The sequence below is a fragment of the Flavobacterium sediminilitoris genome (assembly GCF_023008245.1).
Lineage (GTDB): Bacteria > Bacteroidota > Bacteroidia > Flavobacteriales > Flavobacteriaceae > Flavobacterium > Flavobacterium sediminilitoris.
This window is the reverse complement of sequence record NZ_CP090145.1, coordinates 1124420-1143500: the sequence shown is the minus strand read 5'-3', so window position 1 is coordinate 1143500 and position 19081 is coordinate 1124420. Positions and strand designations below refer to the sequence as shown.

The window sequence follows — 19081 nt, the reverse complement described above, 5'->3', positions numbered from 1 at the left end:
AAATTGAATTGGATAAAAGCTAATTAGTTTTGATTATTTATTCTAAACTTATGAATATATATCTATGAGTTATTAACAGAATTTAACAGGTTAAGTTATTTACAATTTTAATAGAAAAGTAGTAATTAACAACTGTTAATAAGTAAAAAATAAAATCAACCTTTAAGTTTAAAATCAACCTTTTATAAGTTTAAATTAATGTTAATAGAATTGTATAAAAAACTTAAACTTAAAAAAAACACTATTTTTTAAAAACTTATAGTACATATTAACAAGCTATAATAACCATCATTTTTTTTAAATTTAATTAAATCTTTTTTTGTTGTATTTAATATATGTTGAAAACTTTGATTTTTAAATCTAAACAATTTTTAAATGATTGTCATTTTTTAGACTATCTAAAATTTCTTTAGTTCTTTTAATATCGTTTGGATGCACTTTTAGTTTTATTCCTCCATAAGCGATAGATGCAAAAGGATCTATTGAAACTAATGTTTCGTTTTCAAAAAAGTGTTGAATATCTTCCTGTTCTAGAAGATTTTTAACAATATAAGTTTCATGTTGGAAATTAAAAATAGCAACTGTTATATAATTTTTCATAGTAAAAGGTTTGTATAAAGATACTTAATGTTAGATTTATATTAAAACTTATAATTTTAAACTTGTAACTTATAACTATTTTGTAACTTTCAGCATTAATTGAAAAGATATAATGAATAAGAAACCAAGAAAAATGGGTAAAAAAAGTAAAGATTTTACCGCACAAATTTTTAAAATACTTTCAAAAGAGCCTTCAAAGTCTTTTAACTATAAACAAATTGCTGCTATTTTAGAATTAAAAGATACTAAAAGTAGAAATGAAATTATTAGAGATCTAAAAGTATTAAAGGCTCAAGATAAAATTCATGAAACTGAAATAGGTAAATATCAAGTAATTTCTAAAGCAGAATATTATGAAGGATATTTAGATATGAATTCTCGTAAATCAGGATATTTTGTATGTGATGAATTAGAAGAAGATGTTTATGTACCTAAACAAAATTTGAATCATGCTTTAGATAAAGATAAAGTAAAAGTTTATGTGTATAACAGAAGAAGTTCGCGTAAGCCAGAAGCTGAAGTATTAGAAATATTAGAAAGAGCAAAGACTGAATTTGTTGGAGTTATCGATATTCAAAAGAATTTTGCATTTGTAACCACTACAAATGCTAAAATGTACACTGATATTTTTATACCAAAAAATAAATTAGGAGAAGCTCAAAATGGAGATGTAGTATTAGTAGAAATGGAAGATTGGCCTAAAAAAGCCGATTCTCCTTTTGGAAAAGTAATAAAAGTACTTGGAAAACCAGGAGAACACAATACTGAAATTCATGCTATTTTAGCCGAATATGGTTTACCTTATGATTTTCCTATCGAAGTAGAAGCTTATGCTAATAAAATTGATACGTCAATAACAACTGAAGAGATAGCAAAACGAAGAGACATGAGAAATGTTTTAACGTTTACTATTGATCCTAAAGATGCTAAAGATTTTGATGATGCCTTATCGTTTCAAGTTTTAGATAATGGAAATTATGAAATAGGTGTTCATATTGCCGATGTGTCACATTATTTACAAGAAGGAACTATTTTAGATGAAGAAGCATATAATAGAGCAACTTCTGTTTACCTTGTAGATAGAGTAGTTCCTATGCTTCCTGAGGTACTTTCTAATTTTGCTTGTTCATTACGTCCACATGAAGAAAAATATACTTTCTCAGCCGTTTTTCAGTTAAATAATAAAGCGGAAGTTATAGATTCATGGTTTGGAAGAACTGTTATTTATTCTGATCAACGTTTTTCTTATGAAGAAGCGCAAAGTATTATTGAAAGTAAATCAGATATTATTCCAGCCGAAATTTCATTAACAGGAAAAGAATATAGAGTTCCTCAACCAATTGTAGAAGCAACATTAAAACAAGATGAATTAGCTAAAATTCTTCGTAGAAAAAGAATGTCTAATGGTGCAATATCTTTTGATAAAGTAGAAGTTAAATTTCATTTAAATCAAGAAGCTGAGCCAACAGGTGTTTACTTTAAGGTTGCTAAAGATGCTAATCATCTTATTGAAGAATTTATGTTATTAGCTAATAGAAAAGTAGCAGAATTCATTGGAAAACAGAAAAAAACATTTGTATATCGTATTCATGATGAACCTAATGAAGATAAATTAATGAACCTTCAAGCTGTAATTTCTAAGTTTGGATATTCTATTAATTTTAAATCTAAAAAAGATATTTCAAGTTCTCTAAATAGTTTATTAACAGAAGTTCAAGGTAAAAAAGAACAAAATTTAGTTGATACTTTAGCAATTAGAACTATGAGTAAAGCAGTTTACTCTACTGAAAATATAGGACATTATGGTTTAGCTTTTGATTATTATAGTCATTTTACTTCTCCAATTCGTCGTTATCCAGATGTTATGGCACACCGTTTGCTACAACATTATTTAGATGGTGGGAAAAGTGTTAGTGAAGAAGATTATGAAGCAAAATGTCATCATTCATCTGATATGGAAAATTTAGCAGCTCAGGCAGAGAGAGATTCTATTAAATATATGCAAGTTAAATACATGCAGGATCATAAAGATGAAGAATTTTTAGGAGTAATTTCTGGTGTAACTGAATGGGGAATTTATGTTGAAATTATTGAAAATAAATGTGAAGGAATGTGCCGTATTCGTGAAATAAAAGACGATTATTATACATTTGATGACAAACAATATGCATTAGTAGGTGAAGTTTCTAAAAATATTTTACAATTAGGAGATGAAGTTTACGTTAAAGTGAAAAATGCAGATTTAGTTAAAAAACAATTGGATTTTTGGTACATAAGAAAAAATGAATAAATAGATTTTTTTATTTAAGAGATGTACTAAATATATTCAATAAATAAAATAGTTTAATATGAAAAAAATAGTTTTTAGTTTATTATTAATCAGTTCAGTAGCATTTTCTCAAGTTGAAAAAACTGTTGGTGAATTTTCAAAAGTAACCGCTTTTGATAAAATTGATGTTATCTTAGTTAAAGGAGATAAAAATAAAGTAGTTTTAAAAGGAGATAAAACAAGTGATGTAGAACTTGTTAATAAAAATGGCGAATTAAAAATTAGAATGAGTTTTGGTAATTTACTAAAAGGAGATAATATTTCTGCAACAGTTTATTATACAAAATTAGAAGCAGTTGAAGCTAATGAAGGATCTAGAGTAGCTTCAAATGAAATTTTTGAAGGAATAAATTTTAATATTATTGCTAAAGAAGGTTCAGAAGTAAAATTAAAACTAGATATAGACAGATTAGTTGCAAAAGCATCTCAAGGAAGTATTTTAGAATTAACAGGAAATGCTGAATATTCAGATGTTTTAGTTAATTCTGGAGGAAAATTTGAAGCAAAAGATTTAATTACGAAACAAACTATAATTACAGCAAATGCTGGTGGTGAAGCCGATATTAATGCTACTGATTTTGTAGAAGCAAAAGTAAGAGCTGGTGGAACTATTTTAATTTATGGTAAACCAAGACAAATAGATCAAAAAATAGTTGCAGGAGGTTCTATAGAACAAGCGAAGTAGTTTTTTTTTATTAACTTCGTATTCCTAATACTTTAATTTTCGACATATTTTATGTGGCATGATATATTAACAGCAATTCCTTGGGGATTGCTTTTAGCTTTTTCAATAGGTCCTGGTTTTTTCGTATTACTAGAAACTAGTATCACAAAAGGTTTTCGCGCTGCATTTACCTTAGATTTAGGTATAGTTTTTGCTGATATTATTTTTATACTTATAGCTTATTTAAGTACTAATCAATTACTTGAACAATTAAAAGATAATCCTTTTTTATTTATTATTGGAGGATTTATTATGTTAGCTTATGGAGTAATATCTTTTATTTTATTAAAAAGAAATTTTAAAAAGAAACAAGAAATAATAGATGACGAAGATAATATTCAAAAGAATAATTATTTTGCACTTTTCTTTAAAGGATTTCTTTTAAATTTTATAAATATAGGAGTATTAGGTTTTTGGTTAATGATAATTATTACTTATGGACCTCAAATGGAAATGAATACAAGTAGAATATCATTATTTTTTACCGCTATTTTATTTTTTTATCTCCTATTTGATACTGCAAAAATTTTATTAGCTAAGCAGTTAAAACATAAATTAACACCACAGAATATTTATAAAATTAAAAGGGTTATAAGTATGGTAATTTTAATTTTTGGATTGTTTTTTATGTTACAAGGTTTCTTTCCAAAAGAAAAAGAAAAAATTAAAGAGGTTATAGAAAAATTTAAAAAATAAAAAAGAGCTACTGAAAAGTAGCTCTTTTTTTGAGGCATCGTCCGGATTCGAACCGGAGTAGACGGTTTTGCAGACCGGTGCCTAGCCGCTCGGCCACGACGCCCTACAATTGGATTGCAAATATAGAAAATTATTTTAAAAAATCTAAAACTAAGTTACTTTTTATAACTCTATTTTTTAATTTCTATATTCTTCCATTTCTACTGTTACGGATGCTACATCACCACCAATTGGCGGATTTAATTTAGAAACAGCTATTTTTATTCTTGATATTTGTGGTAATTCTTTAAAAATTCTAACAATTATTCTATGTGTAACATGCTCTAATAATTTAGCCCTAATTGCCATTTCTTCAAACACAATTTTATTAAGATGCACATAATCAACAGTATCAGCTAAATCATCTGTTTTTGCAGATTTACGTAAATCTGTTTTTATTTCTAAATCTACACTATAATCACTACCTATTTTACCTTCTTCAATTAAACATCCATGGTAAGAAAACGTACGTATATTATTTAATTTTATTGTTCCCATTTTTAAATATTACAACCAATTTGAAAATTTTATAATTGATTAATTAAACTTATCTTTGTCAAAATTAATAATTCTTATGTCAACTGAAGAGAAATCATTGAATTTTATAGAACAAATCATAGAACAAGATTTAAAAAATGGTTTGTCAAAAGATAAATTACGTTTTCGTTTTCCACCTGAACCTAATGGTTATTTACACATTGGTCATGCCAGTGCTATTTGTTTAAATTTTGGTTTGGGAATAGATTATAATGCACCTGTTAACCTTCGTTTTGATGATACAAATCCTTCTAAAGAAGAACAAGAATTTGTAGATGCTATTAAGCGCGATGTTGAATGGTTAGGATATAATTGGGATAATGAATGTTATGCATCTGATTATTTCCAACAATTATATGATTGGGCTGTTGAATTAATCAAAAAAGGTAAAGCCTATGTTGATAGTCAATCCTCTGAAGATATGGCTGTTCAAAAAGGCACGCCTACTACTCCTGGTACAGATTCTCCTTATCGTAATCGCTCTATAGAAGAAAATTTGGATTTATTTGAACGTATGAAAAAGGGTGAGTTTGAAAAAGGAACTCACGTTTTACGTGCTAAAATATCAATGAATGCGAATAACATGTTAATGCGTGATCCTATTATGTATCGTATTATGCATGCACATCACCACCGTACCGGTAATGATTGGTGTATTTATCCAATGTACGACTGGGCGCATGGAGAAAGTGATTATTTAGAACAAGTTTCGCACTCTTTCTGTACACTTGAATTTTTACCACACCGTGAATTATACGATTGGTTTTTAAACCAAATTTACGATGAAACTAAAGTACGTCCAAAACAACGTGAGTTTGCGCGTAGAAACTTGTCACATACTGTAGTTTCTAAGCGTAAGTTATTACAATTAGTTGAAGAAAATCATGTTACAGGTTGGGATGATCCTCGTATGAGTACTATTTCTGGTATGAGAAGACGTGGAATTACAGCTACTGCTATTCGTAACTTTGCTAATACAATTGGTATTGCTAAACGTACCAATTTGATTGATGTTTCTTTATTGGATTTCTGTGTTCGTGAAGATTTAAATAAAGTGGCACCACGTGTTATGGCTGTTTTAAACCCTGTGAAATTGGTTATTACTAATTATCCAGAAGGTCAAGAAGAATGGTTAGAAGCTGAAAATAATCCAGAAGAAGAAGTAATGACTTACCGTCAATTACCTTTTTCTAAAGAATTATATATTGAAAGAGAAGATTTCCAAGAAGAAGCACACAAGAAATTCTTCCGTTTGTCTTTAGGAACTGAAGTTCGTTTGAAAAATGCGTATATCATTAAAGGTGAATCAGTTGTAAAAGATGCTGAAGGTAATATTACCGAAATTCACTGTACGTATGATGTAGATTCTAAATCTGGAAGCGGTACAGAAGCTAGTAAGCGTAAAGTAAAAGGTACCATTCACTGGGTATCTACAGCGCATGCAGTTGAAGCAGAAGTTCGTGTTTATGATAGATTATTTACTCATGAAAACCCGGATGGTAATAAAGATGTAGATTTCAAAGAATATATTAATCCAAATTCACTTGAAGTAATTACAGGTTATGTAGAACCAAGTTTACAATCTTCAAAAGAATTGGATCATTTCCAATTTCAACGTTTGGGATATTTTTGTGTCGACAGAGATTCATCATCAGAAAAATTAGTTTTTAATAAAACTGTAGGTTTGAGAGACACTTGGACAAAAGTTGAATCAAAATAATATAATAGATTTTATATATAAAAGCCTCGATTTATAGAGGCTTTTATTATTATTAATTTTTACTATTATAAAATAGAATTATATAGTTAATTCTTATTAAAAATAGCTTTTATATTTTCGTTTTATTGTGTTTTTAAAATTAGGTAATATGATTTTAAAGGTGAGGATATAAAAGTGTCAGAAATAGCTTTATTTTAATTTTGACTTAAAATATATATATATAATTATTTTTTTGACTTCATGATATTATATTTTAATAATTTCAAAAGTTTTTTTACAAAAAAACCACCAATTTATGATTGATGGTTTTAAAAAAGTTTTTTGTAAATTTTTTTTACTCTTCAGATTCATTTTCTTCAGTTCCTCCAAAAATATCTTTTTTACCAGTTCCTTTTCTTTTATTACTATTTGCTTTTTTCATAGCTTCACCAACTTGGTTACTTGCTGTAAAACTAGCTACCATATTATTTAACATTTCGCTACCAGCTTGTGGTGAGTTTGGTAATAAAATTAAGTTAGAATTAGTATCTGCACCAATAGCTTGAAGTGTATCATAATGTTGTGTAACAACAATTAAAGCAGAAGCTTCTTGAGAGTTAATCCCTACTCTATTTAGTACATCTACAGATTCTACTAATCCACGAGCAATTTCTCTACGTTGATCTGCAATACCTTGTCCTTGTAATCTTTTGCTTTCCGCTTCCGCTTTTGCTTTGGCAACAATTCTAATTCTTCCTGCTTCTGCTTCATATTCAGCAGCGGTTTTTTCTCTATCAGCAGCATTAATTCTATTCATAGCATTTTTAACTTGAATATCTGGATCAATATCAGTAATTAACGTATTAATGATATCATAACCGTAAGTAGACATTGCTTCGTTTAATTCACGTTTTACTGCAACAGCAATATCATCTTTACGTTCAAAAACGTCATCTAATTTTAATTTTGGAACTTCAGCACGTACCACATCAAATACATATGATGTAATTTGATCGTGAGGATATTCTAATTTATAAAAAGCTTCGTATACTTTTTCTTGTAATACTTTAAACTGTACTGAAACTTTTAGTTTAACAAATACGTTGTCTTTTGTTTTGGTTTCAATAATTACATCTAATTGTTGTATTCTAAGATTTACTTTTCCAGCAATTCTATCTACTACAGGAATTTTTAATTGTAAACCTGATGTACGTGTACTTGCATATTTACCAAAGCGTTCAATAATAGCAGCCGTTTGTTGTTTTACTGTAAAAAATGAACTTAAAAAAAGAAATAATCCTAGTACTAGGAGAATAATAAAAAATGATGGCATGAGTTAATTAATTAATTGGTTATAGTTATTATACGCTTTTTATCGAGAAAAGTTACATGATTTAATTAATAATATTATTTTTGAACATATTAAATAAAATATAATGAAAAAAGTTATCTGTTTATTAACCCTACTAGTTACTTTTTCAATTAATGCTCAATACGGAAGTAGAGATAGCAATAGAATTGGAATTTCTGGTGGAATAACTCAAATGAGTTTATTTTCTGATCAGTTTAATGCTAAACCTGAGACAGGTTGGATAGGAGGATTTTCTTTAAGAGGAAATTATTATAATGATTGGCAAATGGCTTTTGGTATGAATTTTACCGAAAGTAATTTTTCACTTCAATCCGTTTTAGATAAAGACATTAACTATAAGATGTCTGCTGTTCAAATTTATCTTACCGGTAGTTATATGATTATTGAAAATCACTTAACTTTTGAAATTGGTCCAGTACTTCAAATTAATGGTAAACTGGCTATTGATGAAGAAGATGAATTAAAATTATTAAAAGATAGTCCTCTTATTACAGCAAAGGATATTACCGATATTACTAAAATTAACGGAAATATTTATGCAGGAATTACAGCAGGAATTAAAAATGTACGATTACATGTTTCTTATCAGTATGGAGTAAATAATTTTATGAATAATCTAAATAAAAGTGATGAATTAAAACTTTTAAATGGAAATGAAAAGTTTAAAGCTAATTATGGTATTCTTAGTGGTATGATTACTTTTTATTTGTAGTTTACCCAATTAAACTATTTTATTATAAAGCTGAATGTTTTACATTTGGCTTTTTAAATTTTTTTATATTATGAAATATATTATTCTTTTTTTATTTTTTTCAATCTTTTCACATTCTCAAATTTCATTAGGTAATGATTTAAGGAATAACGAAATTAAAAAGTATGATGATGGTAGAATAAATACCTTTAAAAATACTGAAACTATTTTTATCTTTTCTAATTTTATTGATAAAAAAATTATGGAAGATATTTTATCTAAATCTTGGACAGTTACTCCATTTAGTGTCGTTTCTATCAATGATTTCAAAATGATAAATTATCTAAACGGTGATTATTCTTTTGCAACTTATCAAAACCAAACTCTTACTTTTTCAAAAAAAAAAACACATAAAAACCTTTCTCATGTAACTTTAAATAATGCTTCTTCAAATAATCCAAATAGGTCTGGTACAAGTGGAAATATTGTAAATGAGTCAGATAGAACTAGTACTAGATCTTATTACAGTAACTATTTTGATTTTTTTTTAATAGATAAAGAATCATATACAAGTACATCTAAAAGATATGAAGTTTTTAAGAATCACAGAATTGAAATTTGTAATTTTTTAATGAGTGATAATTTTTTAGTATACTTTGATTATTTTTTTTCACCTTCTACTTTCATGACAGATTTAACTTCTTTTAATAATGATATTTATAATAATCTTTATAATGAAGATTTTATGTATGATAATAAACCAGGTTTTTTATTAAATAACATTCAAAGAATTAATTCGTTTATTGAAAATGAAACTAAAATTTCTGCTTTTAGTGAATTTGTAAATACGGAATCAATTAAAGTTTTGAAAGATACAAAATTGATTATTCCTTATGAAGTTTATTGTTACTATGATATAAGGGTTCTTCAAAAAAAGAAAAATGATTATAGCAAACTAAATAAAAAGTATGATTATGATTATGAAGTTTTAAATTCTAACTTAATTAGTGATAAAATTATGAAAGGTGAAGATTTTTATTATTTAAAATTCAATTTAATTGAAACAGATAAAATCTTGCAAGTAGTTCATTCGACTGATGGTGGAATTTTATATTCAAAGAGATTTTCCGGTATGATTGAACAATTACCAAATAAGGCAATAGAAGATCTAAATAATGAAATAAAAAATAGTAATTAAACAAAAAACCCAGCATTAATGCTGGGTTTTTTGTTTCTATAAAGTTCCAATTGCTTTCTCAATTCTCTTGATTGTTTCTTCCTTTCCAATCATTTCTATAATATCAAACAAATGAGGTCCTTTTAAAGCTCCTACAAGGCTTAATCGAAGCGGTTGCATTACTTTCCCCATTCCTATTCCATTTTGAGTCATCCATTCTTTTAAAAATGTTTCAATGTTAATTGAAGTAAAATCTTCTATTTTATTTAATTCAACTATTACTTTTTGCATTAATTCTGGTGTTGCTGAATTCCAGTTTTTCGATGCTTTCTCATCATAAGATGTTGGTGCTTCAAAAAAGTAATCAGATAAATCATATAATTCGGTAACGAAATTAGCACGCTCTTTTACTAATGAAACAATCTTAATTAAATCTAGTGAAGTTGAAATAGCTCTTCTATCTAATTCAATTTTAAATAATTCAGCTAAATTCTCATTATTCTGTTTTTGTAAATATTGATGATTAAACCATTTATTTTTATCTGGATCAAACTTCGCTCCTGCTTTATGAATTCGGCTTAAATCAAATTTTTGAATTAATTCTTCTAATGAAAAGATTTCTTGTTCAGTTCCATCATTCCAACCTAATAAAGCTAAAAAGTTAACAACTGCTTCTGGGAAAAAACCATTTTCTCTATAACCCATTGATGTTGTTTCTGCTGTTTTCCATTCTAAAGGAAATACTGGAAAGCCCATTTTATCTCCATCACGTTTTGATAATTTACCATTTCCTATAGGTTTTAAAATTAATGGTAAATGAGCAAATTCTGGAGCTTCCCAATTGAAAGCTTGGTATAATAAATAATGTAATGGTAAGCTTGGTAACCATTCTTCACCACGAATTACATGAGAAGTTTCCATTAAATGATCATCTACAATATTTGCTAAATGATAAGTTGGCATTCCATCGCTTTTAAACAATACTTTATCATCTAAAAGATTAGTATCAAACTTAACTGTTCCACGAATAATATCATTAATTTCTAATGTTTCATTTACTGGAGTTTTAAAACGAATTACATAATGTTCTCCATTCGCAATACGTTTTTCAGTTTCTTCTATTGAAAGTACAAGTGAAGTATCTAAATTTTCTCTTACAGTATGATTGTAAATAAATGTCTTTTTTTCTTCTTCAGCTAGTTTTCTTAATTCATCTAATTTTTCACTTGAATCAAATGCATAATATGCCCAACCTGATTTTATTAATTGATCAGCATATTGTTTATATATTGCCTTTCTCTCACTTTGACGATATGGTCCAAATTTTTCATTTTTGTTTATTGTCTCATCTGGAGAAATTCCTAACCATTCTAATGCTTCAAAAATATAAGCTTCTGCTTCTGCAACAAAACGTGTTTGATCAGTGTCTTCAATTCTTATATAAAAAGTTCCATCATGTTTTTTAGCAAATAAATAATTAAATAAAGCAGTTCTAACACCACCAATGTGTAAAGGTCCTGTAGGACTTGGAGCAAATCGTACTCTAACTGGTTTTGACATTTCTGTAAAATTAAATTTTAAATTGTAAGTAACACTCAACTTATCAAAGTGTTTGGGCAAAGATACAATACCAATTTTTAAGATTGAATTTTAATTTAATTATAAGCTTTATTTTATTTTGAAATAATATTAACATTAAGCGAATTAAAAATTAGTAAATTTATCGGTTATAAATACAAGACATATTGGAAGCAAAATCAATTATTTACAGTAAGCTAGAATTGTTTATAAAGAAATTCTATATAAATGAACTAATAAAAGGAAGTATTCTTTTTATAGGTTTAGGATTATTATATTTTATTTTAACATTACTTATAGAGCATTTTCTTTGGTTATCAATCATAGGAAGAACTATACTTTTTTGGTTGTTTATTGCTGTAGAATTGTTTTTATTAATTCGATTTATTTTGTTTCCAATTTTTAAATTGTTCAAATTAAAAAAGGGAATAGATTATAAAGAAGCTTCTTCAATTATTGGTAATCATTTTATTGAAGTGAAAGACACACTTTTAAATTTTTTACAACTTTCATCTTACAATAAAAGTTCAGAATTATTGATGGCTTCTATTGAACAGAAATCAAATAATTTAAAACCTATTCCTTTCACAAACGCTATTTCTTTTTCTAGTAATAAAAAATTTCTTCCTTATTTGATTTTGCCTGTTTTGTTTTTAGTATTGTTTTTTATTTCTGGTAATTCTAATATTATTTCAAATAGTCTCAATAGAGTTGTTCACTTTCAAACAGTTTACACTCCTCCTGCTCCATTCTATTTTTCACTTTTAAATAAAGATTTAACTACTCAGCAAAATAAAGATTTTGTTTTAAATATTAAATCTGTTGGTTCTGTTATTCCTGAAAACGCAAGCATTATAATTGGTGATGAAGAGTATTTTTTAGAAAATAAAGGAAATGGTAATTTTAATTATACATTTAAAAATGTTTTGAGTTCTACCAATTTTTATATAAAATCTAATGCTGTTACTTCTAAAGAATATTCTTTAAAAGTTATTGATGTTCCAACTATTTCAAATTTTCAAATGGTTCTTCAATATCCTTCATATTTGAAAAAGAATTCTGAAATATTACAAGGTTCAGGTAATGCTATTGTACCTGAAGGAACTATTATTAATTGGAAAATTAATGCAAAGTCTACTTCAAATATTGATTTTATGTATAACAATAAGAAATCATCTTTTGTATTGAAGGAAGATTTTTTCACATATTCTTTAAAGATTAAAAATGAATTAGATTATCAAGTTATTACTTCAAATAGTAATGTGGCTAATTTTGAAAAGCTGAATTACCAAGTCTCAATTATTAAGGATCAATTCCCAATAATCAGTGCTCAATTTGCACCAGATAGTTTAAAGGTTGAGGGTAAAATTATTATTGGTCAAGTTTCAGATGACTATGGATTATCTAAACTTCAAGTAGTATACTATGATAAGAAAAATCCTAATGTTCTTAAAAAGTTTCTTTTGTCAATTAAAAATGAAGCAGTAGATCAATTTATATACTCTTTTCCATCTGGAATTAAATTAGAGGAAGGAATTAATTATGAATATTACTTTGAAGTATTTGATAATGATGCTGTTAATAATTTCAAAAGTGCGAAATCGACAGTTTTTAAGCATTATGAACTTACAATTGATCAAAAAGAAGATAAATTATTTAAAGAACAAAATGAAAACATAAATAGTTTAGAAAAATCATTAAAAAATCAAGATAAGCAAATATCAGAACTTGATAAACTTCAAAAATTAAATAAAGAAAAAACAAATTTAGATTTTAAAGATCAAAAGAAGGTAGAAGATTTTATTAATCGTCAAAAAGAACAAGACGAAATGATGAAAGAGTTTACTAAAAAACTATCTGATAATTTGGAAAAATTTAATCCAAATGAACTTGATAAAAATAAAGAAGAATTATTAAGGAGATTAGATGAAGCTGAAAAGCAGTCAAAGGAAAACGAAGAATTATTAAAAGAATTAGAAAAGCTTTCTGATAAATTAGAGAAAGATAAACTTTTTGATAAAGCAGATAAATTAAAACAAAATAGTAAATCTCAAACTAAAAATTTAGAACAATTAGTTGAACTTACTAAGCGTTTTTATGTTGAAAAGAAGGCTGAGCAAATAGCTGAAAAATTAAATGATCTTGGTGAAAAAGAAGAAAAATTATCTAATGAAAAGGATAATAATTTAGATAAACAAAAAGAACTGACTAAAGAATTTGAAAATATTAAGAAAGAATTAGAAGAACTTAATAAAGATAATAATGAATTAAAATCTCCTATGGATATTCCGAATGATAAAAATGAACAACAGGATATTCAGAATGATTTAAATAAGTCGGAAGAAAATTTAGAAAAAGGAAATAAAGAGAATGCAAAAAGTAAGCAAAAATCAGCAGCTCAAAAAATGAAAGAAATGAGTCAGAAAATGGCTTCATCAATGGCAAGTAGTAGTGGCGAACAAATGGAAGAAGATGCTAAACTACTTCGACAAATATTAGATAATTTGCTTTCATTTTCTTTTGATGAAGAAGACCTATTAGTTCAAACAAAAAAAGTAAATAGTAAATCATTACAATTTAATAAGATTCTTAAAGAGCAACAAGATTTAAAAAATCAGTTTAAACATATTGATGATAGCTTATTTGCAATCTCTCTTAGAAACCCTATGATTACCGAAACCATTTTAAACGAAGTTGGAGAAATACATTATAACTTAGATAAATCACTATCTTTTTTATCTGAAAATGTAATTTATAAAGGAGCTTCTCATCAACAGTATGTGCTTTCTTCAGCAAATAAGCTAGCAGATTTCTTGAGTAATGTTAGAAATGATATGCAAATGCAAAGTAGTAGTGGTTCTGGAAAACCAAAAAAAGGACAAGGTAAAGGAATGCAATTGCCAGATATTATTAAACAACAAGAAGGTCTAGGTGATAAAATGAAAGATGGAATAAAGGATGGAAAAAAACCAGGAGAAAAGTCTGGTGATAAGCCAGGAGATAAAGATGGTAAAAATAAAGGACAAGGTAGTAAACCAAATGGTAGTTCAGGACAAGGTTCTAATGGAGATAATGGTAGTGAAGGCGATGCAGGAAAGATATTAGAAATAATTAAAGAACAACAACAATTACGAGATGCATTACAAAAAGCTTTAGAAAAAGAAGGAATGTCTGGTTTTGGTCAGAACGCATTGAATCAAATGAAAGACATAGAAAAGCAATTAATAAATAAAGGATTTAATAATCAAACATTGAGTAAGATGTTAAATTTAAAACATGAATTACTTAAATTAGAAAATGCAATTCAACAACAAGGAGAAGATAATAAAAGAAAATCTAAAACAAATAATAAAGAATTTAATGGTTCTTCAGAAGTACTATCTAAAGAATTTAAAGATTATTTAAATAGTATTGAAATATTAAACAGACAAAGTTTACCTTTGCAGCCCAATTATAATCAGAAGGTTCAAAAATACTTTAAGACAAATGATTAATTTTAATTATGAAACCGACTTTGTTTTAGAAAACGAGTCTCTTTATGAAGGATGGATTAACAAAGTTATTATCTCTGAAAACAAATTATTAGGAGAGTTAAACTATGTTTTTTGTGATGATGATTATCTCCATAAGATTAATGTGGAATATTTAAATCATGATACATTAACAGATATTATCAGTTTTGATTATACAGAAGGTAATATTATTAGTGGAGATGTTTTTGTTTCTATTGAAAGAGTAAAAGATAATGCTACAGATTTTAATGTTAGTTTTGCTGATGAATTAAAAAGAGTTATGATTCATGGTATATTACACTATTGTGGATATAAAGACAAAACTAGTAATGAAGCTAGTATTATGAGAAAAAAAGAAGAAGAAAAAATATTATTGTTCCACGTGGAACAATAATATTTTTTTAAAATTAATTTAAATGTTTCACGTGGAACAATGAGTTTATTTCAAAAAAAATACGATGTAGTTGTTGTTGGTGGTGGCCATGCTGGTTGTGAAGCTGCTGCTGCTGCTGCAAACATGGGTTGTTCAACTTTGTTGGTAACTATGAGTCTTCAAAACATTGCACAAATGTCTTGTAATCCTGCTATGGGAGGAATTGCAAAAGGACAAATTGTAAGAGAAATTGATGCGCTTGGTGGTTATTCAGGAATTGTATCTGATAAAACAGCAATTCAATTTAAGATGTTGAACAAATCAAAAGGTCCTGCAATGTGGTCGCCACGTGTGCAAAGTGATCGAATGCGTTTTGCAGAAGAATGGCGTTTAATGTTAGAAGAAACTCCAAATCTTGATTTTTATCAAGAAATGGTTTCAGGAATTCTTTCAGAAAACGGAAAGTTGATAGGAGTTAAAACGTCGCTTGGAATCGAAATAAAAGCGAAGACAGTAATCCTAACAAATGGAACTTTTCTTAATGGATTAATTCATATTGGTGATAAACAATTTGGAGGTGGTCGTGCAGGAGAAAGTGCTTCGTTTGGAATTACAGAAGATTTATTAAAGCTAGGTTTTGAATCTGGAAGAATGAAAACAGGAACACCACCACGAGTTGATGGACGTTCATTAGATTATTCCAAAATGATTGAACAACCAGGAGATGTTGTTCCAGATAAATTTTCTTATTCAAACATAACAAAACCATTATCAGTTCAACGTTCATGTTGGATGACATATACTTCAAATGATGTTCATGATATTCTTAGAGAAGGATTTGATAGAAGTCCAATGTTTAACGGAAGAATAAAAAGTATAGGACCTAGATATTGTCCATCTATTGAAGATAAAATTAATCGTTTTGCAGATAAAGAAAGACATCAATTATTTGTTGAGCCTGAAGGATGGAAAACGGTTGAAGTATATGTGAATGGATTTTCTACATCCCTTCCAGAAGATGTACAATTTAAAGCAATGAAAACAGTTGCTGGATTTGAAAACGTGAAGTTTTTTAGAGCAGGATATGCTATCGAATATGACTACTTCCCTCCTACTCAATTAAAACATACACTAGAAACAAAATTAGTTAATGGGTTGTATTTTGCTGGGCAAATTAATGGAACTACAGGTTATGAAGAAGCGGCTTCTCAAGGATTGATGGCAGGAATAAATGCTGCATTAAAAGTTCAAGAAAGGGAACCATTTATTTTAAAACGTAATGAAGCTTATATAGGTGTTCTTATAGATGATTTAATTACAAAAGGAACAGAAGAACCATATAGAATGTTTACTTCTCGTGCAGAATATAGAACTTTATTAAGACAAGATAATGCAGATATTAGATTAACACCTAAAGGATATGAAATAGGTTTAGCGAAAGAAGAACGGTTAATTCGAATGGAAGAAAAATTTAGTAAATCTGAAGCAATGGTAAATTTTTTCAGAGAAACAAGTTTAAAACCAGATGAAGCAAATGTTATTTTAGAGGAAAAAGGATCTAGTCCAATGTCTCAACCCGATAAAATGTTTAAAGTGTTTTCTAGACCTCAAATTGATTTAGTGGATATTTTAAAATTTGAAAAGGTAAAGCAATATGTAAGCGATCATGATTTGGATAATGAAATAATTGAACAAGCCGAAATTCAAGTTAAATATTCCGGATATATCGAAAAAGAAAAAAATCATGCTGATAAACTAAATCGTTTAGAAGATGCAATTATTCCGGATAATTTCGATTTTAATAAAATTAAATCAATTTCAATTGAAGCAAAACAAAAATTAAATAAGATTCGTCCTAAAACAATTGCACAAGCTTCAAGAATTAGTGGTGTTTCACCAAGTGATATTTCTGTATTGTTAATTTATATGGGACGTTAATTGTAAAAGTAATAGAATAAATCTATTTTTAAAAATGTTTCACGTGAAACAACTTTGTTAAGTCCTATCAAATCTAGTATTGTAGTTTTATAATGAATTTTAAAAAAGAAAATACATATAGTGTTGTGAAAGATTTTTCCGTTTCGGGAGAATCTTTTTCATTGTTATTAAATGATGAATATCAAATTTTAAAAACAGATCCTCAGCCATCTCTTGATAAACTTCCCTCCTATTATGAAAGTGAAGATTATATTTCTCATACTGATGGTTCTCGAACATTATTTGAAAAAGTATATCAAGGAGTAAAAAGAAATGCAATACGTAAAAAAGTGGCATTACTTTCAAAATTCAGTCAGAAAGGAAGTGTTTTAGATATTGGTGCAGGAACGGGTGATTTTTTAACAGAAGCAAAAAATAAAGGTTGGAACGTAACAGGAATTGAACCCAATGCAAAAGCAAAACAAATTGCAATTTCAAAAGGAGTGACTTTTTCGGAAACATTAGAAGTTTTAGAAAGCCATTCTTTTGATGTAATTACAATGTGGCATGTTTTAGAACATGTACCCGATTTGGAATTTCAACTGTCAGAATTAAAAAGATTGTTAAAACCAAATGGAACCATAATAATTGCTGTGCCAAACTTTAAATCGTATGACGCTAAAAAGTATAAAGTGTTTTGGGCAGCTTATGATGTGCCAAGACATTTATGGCATTTTTCAAAAACAAGTATTGAAAAACTTTTTCAAAATAAAAATATGAAACTAATAAAAGTAAAACCAATGTGGTTTGATAGTTTTTATGTTTCACTTTTATCTGAAAAAAATAAAAACGGAAAAATGAATGTGATAAGGGGATTTTTCTATGGATTTATTTCAAATATTTATGGAATGGTAAAAAAAGAGTTTTCATCCCATATTTACATCATAAAAAACAAGTAAAAATCATTTTAAAGCAATTTTAAAGCTTTTTTATAGATTAAATAACAAATCATATCTAAAAAAAGAGTTTTTTAATTTAAACACCCTTAAAATAATCGAAGTTTTATAAATAAATTTTATATTTTTGTCGCAGAACGATAAAATTTACTTATAACTTTAAAACAAGCATTATTTGCTACTTAAAAGGGATTTACTATTTTTACCAAAAATTATATAAAAACATAAAAAGCAATAATAATAAAAATTAAAAATGAAAAAAGCCTTATTGATTTTAGGAGTAACCTTTGCACTATTTTCTTGTAACAAAACGGAAGATAAAAAAGACAATTTTAAAACTGCTTATATAGATACTGTTAAACTTCTAAAAGATTATGACAAGTATAAAGATGAGGAAGAAAAGTTTAAAGTAAAATCTCAAGAATTAGGTAGACCATTAGAAGCTAAATTACAAGCTTTTCAAACAGAGGCAGCAGGTTTTCAAAGAAATGCTCAAATTAAAGGAATGGCTTGGGCTCAACAAAAAGGAGCTGAATTACAACAAAGAGAACAGCAATTGTCTATGGAGCAAGAAGCATTCTTAAGACAAATTCAAGTTGAAAGTGATAGTATTCGTAATTCAATTGTAACTGGATTAAAAGATTATATTAAAGAATACGGTAAAAAAGAAGGATACGATTATATTTACGGAACTGGAGATGCTCAAACTATTTTGTTTGCTAAAGAACCTTATGACATTACTGATACAGTTTTAAAGAAGTTAAATGAAGAATTTACTTCAAAAAATGGTAGTAAAGCAAAAAAAGAAGATACTGAAGAAGTAAAAGAAGATAAAAAATAATTATTTATTTTTAAATTAAAAAGCCTCTATTTTAGAGGCT

Annotated in this window: 15 protein-coding genes and 1 tRNA gene; 11 read left to right on the top strand and 5 right to left on the bottom strand. The window is 27.3% G+C overall.

The features are described 5' to 3' along the window. Positions 1 to 360 precede the first annotated feature (360 nt). Positions 361 to 600: a putative signal transducing protein gene (locus tag LXD69_RS05250; RefSeq protein ID WP_045970398.1), complete on the bottom strand. Its 240-nt coding sequence runs from the start codon at positions 598 to 600 to the stop codon at positions 361 to 363. 112 nt (positions 601 to 712) lie between these two features. Here LXD69_RS05250 and rnr point away from each other — a divergent pair, with 112 nt between their 5' ends. From rnr to LXD69_RS05235, 3 genes are read left to right on the top strand one after another with little or no spacing between them, the layout of a single operon-like run. Next, a complete protein-coding gene (gene rnr / locus LXD69_RS05245) occupies positions 713 to 2890 on the top strand; it encodes a ribonuclease R (RefSeq protein WP_246918006.1) in 2178 nt (725 codons plus the stop codon). 58 nt (positions 2891 to 2948) lie between these two features. Then, the gene (locus LXD69_RS05240) at positions 2949 to 3614 is read left to right on the top strand and encodes a head GIN domain-containing protein (protein ID WP_246918004.1); all 666 of its coding nucleotides are present in this window, start codon (positions 2949 to 2951) and stop codon (positions 3612 to 3614) included. A 51-nt stretch (positions 3615 to 3665) separates the two neighbouring features. Next, positions 3666 to 4349: a LysE family translocator gene (locus LXD69_RS05235; protein WP_045970404.1), complete on the top strand. Its 684-nt coding sequence runs from the start codon at positions 3666 to 3668 to the stop codon at positions 4347 to 4349. 32 nt (positions 4350 to 4381) lie between these two features. Here LXD69_RS05235 and LXD69_RS05230 read toward each other — a convergent pair. Both LXD69_RS05230 and folB read right to left on the bottom strand, forming a co-directional pair. Continuing rightward, a tRNA-Cys gene (locus LXD69_RS05230) sits at positions 4382 to 4452 on the bottom strand. Between the two features lie 74 nt (positions 4453 to 4526). Beyond that, positions 4527 to 4886, bottom strand: coding sequence for a dihydroneopterin aldolase (gene folB, locus LXD69_RS05225; RefSeq protein WP_045970406.1), 360 nt, complete (start codon positions 4884 to 4886; stop codon positions 4527 to 4529). A 76-nt stretch (positions 4887 to 4962) separates the two neighbouring features. Between folB and LXD69_RS05220 the strand changes: the two genes are divergently transcribed. After that, positions 4963 to 6645 (top strand): glutamine--tRNA ligase/YqeY domain fusion protein, encoded by a 1683-nt coding sequence (locus LXD69_RS05220; protein WP_246918003.1) that lies wholly within the window; start codon positions 4963 to 4965, stop codon positions 6643 to 6645. Positions 6646 to 6979: 334 nt separating this feature from the next. Here the strand turns inward: LXD69_RS05220 and LXD69_RS05215 are convergent, their stop codons facing one another. Next, positions 6980 to 7957 (bottom strand): SPFH domain-containing protein, encoded by a 978-nt coding sequence (locus tag LXD69_RS05215; protein ID WP_045970409.1) that lies wholly within the window; start codon positions 7955 to 7957, stop codon positions 6980 to 6982. Positions 7958 to 8060: 103 nt separating this feature from the next. Here LXD69_RS05215 and LXD69_RS05210 point away from each other — a divergent pair, with 103 nt between their 5' ends. Beyond that, positions 8061 to 8708 (top strand): PorT family protein, encoded by a 648-nt coding sequence (locus LXD69_RS05210; protein WP_246917999.1) that lies wholly within the window; start codon positions 8061 to 8063, stop codon positions 8706 to 8708. Positions 8709 to 8778: 70 nt separating this feature from the next. Beyond that, positions 8779 to 9885: a hypothetical protein gene (locus tag LXD69_RS05205; RefSeq protein ID WP_246917997.1), complete on the top strand. Its 1107-nt coding sequence runs from the start codon at positions 8779 to 8781 to the stop codon at positions 9883 to 9885. Positions 9886 to 9921: 36 nt separating this feature from the next. On the opposite strand, the gene gltX is transcribed toward LXD69_RS05205, so the two are convergent. Then, positions 9922 to 11424, bottom strand: coding sequence for a glutamate--tRNA ligase (gltX, locus tag LXD69_RS05200; RefSeq protein ID WP_246917995.1), 1503 nt, complete (start codon positions 11422 to 11424; stop codon positions 9922 to 9924). 185 nt (positions 11425 to 11609) lie between these two features. Between gltX and LXD69_RS05195 the strand changes: the two genes are divergently transcribed. The 5 genes from LXD69_RS05195 to LXD69_RS05175 all read left to right on the top strand — a co-directional run bounded on the left by LXD69_RS05195 (position 11610) and on the right by LXD69_RS05175 (position 19041). Next, positions 11610 to 14936 carry a hypothetical protein gene (locus LXD69_RS05195; protein WP_246917993.1) on the top strand — a complete coding sequence of 1109 codons (3327 nt, stop codon included), beginning with the start codon at positions 11610 to 11612 and terminating at the stop codon, positions 14934 to 14936. Further along, positions 14929 to 15348, top strand: a complete 420-nt coding sequence (gene ybeY / locus LXD69_RS05190; RefSeq protein WP_246917991.1) for an rRNA maturation RNase YbeY — start codon at positions 14929 to 14931, stop codon at positions 15346 to 15348. Before LXD69_RS05195 ends, ybeY begins: the two co-directional genes overlap by 8 nt. 39 nt (positions 15349 to 15387) lie before the next feature. Then, entirely contained in the window at positions 15388 to 17265 is a 1878-nt protein-coding gene (mnmG, locus tag LXD69_RS05185; protein ID WP_246917989.1) for a tRNA uridine-5-carboxymethylaminomethyl(34) synthesis enzyme MnmG, read from the top strand. A 92-nt stretch (positions 17266 to 17357) separates the two neighbouring features. Next, positions 17358 to 18203, top strand: a complete 846-nt coding sequence (locus LXD69_RS05180) for a class I SAM-dependent methyltransferase (RefSeq protein WP_045970419.1) — start codon at positions 17358 to 17360, stop codon at positions 18201 to 18203. 250 nt (positions 18204 to 18453) lie between these two features. After that, a complete protein-coding gene (locus LXD69_RS05175; protein WP_045970420.1) occupies positions 18454 to 19041 on the top strand; it encodes an OmpH family outer membrane protein in 588 nt (195 codons plus the stop codon). The last annotated feature ends 40 nt before the right edge of the window (positions 19042 to 19081 follow it).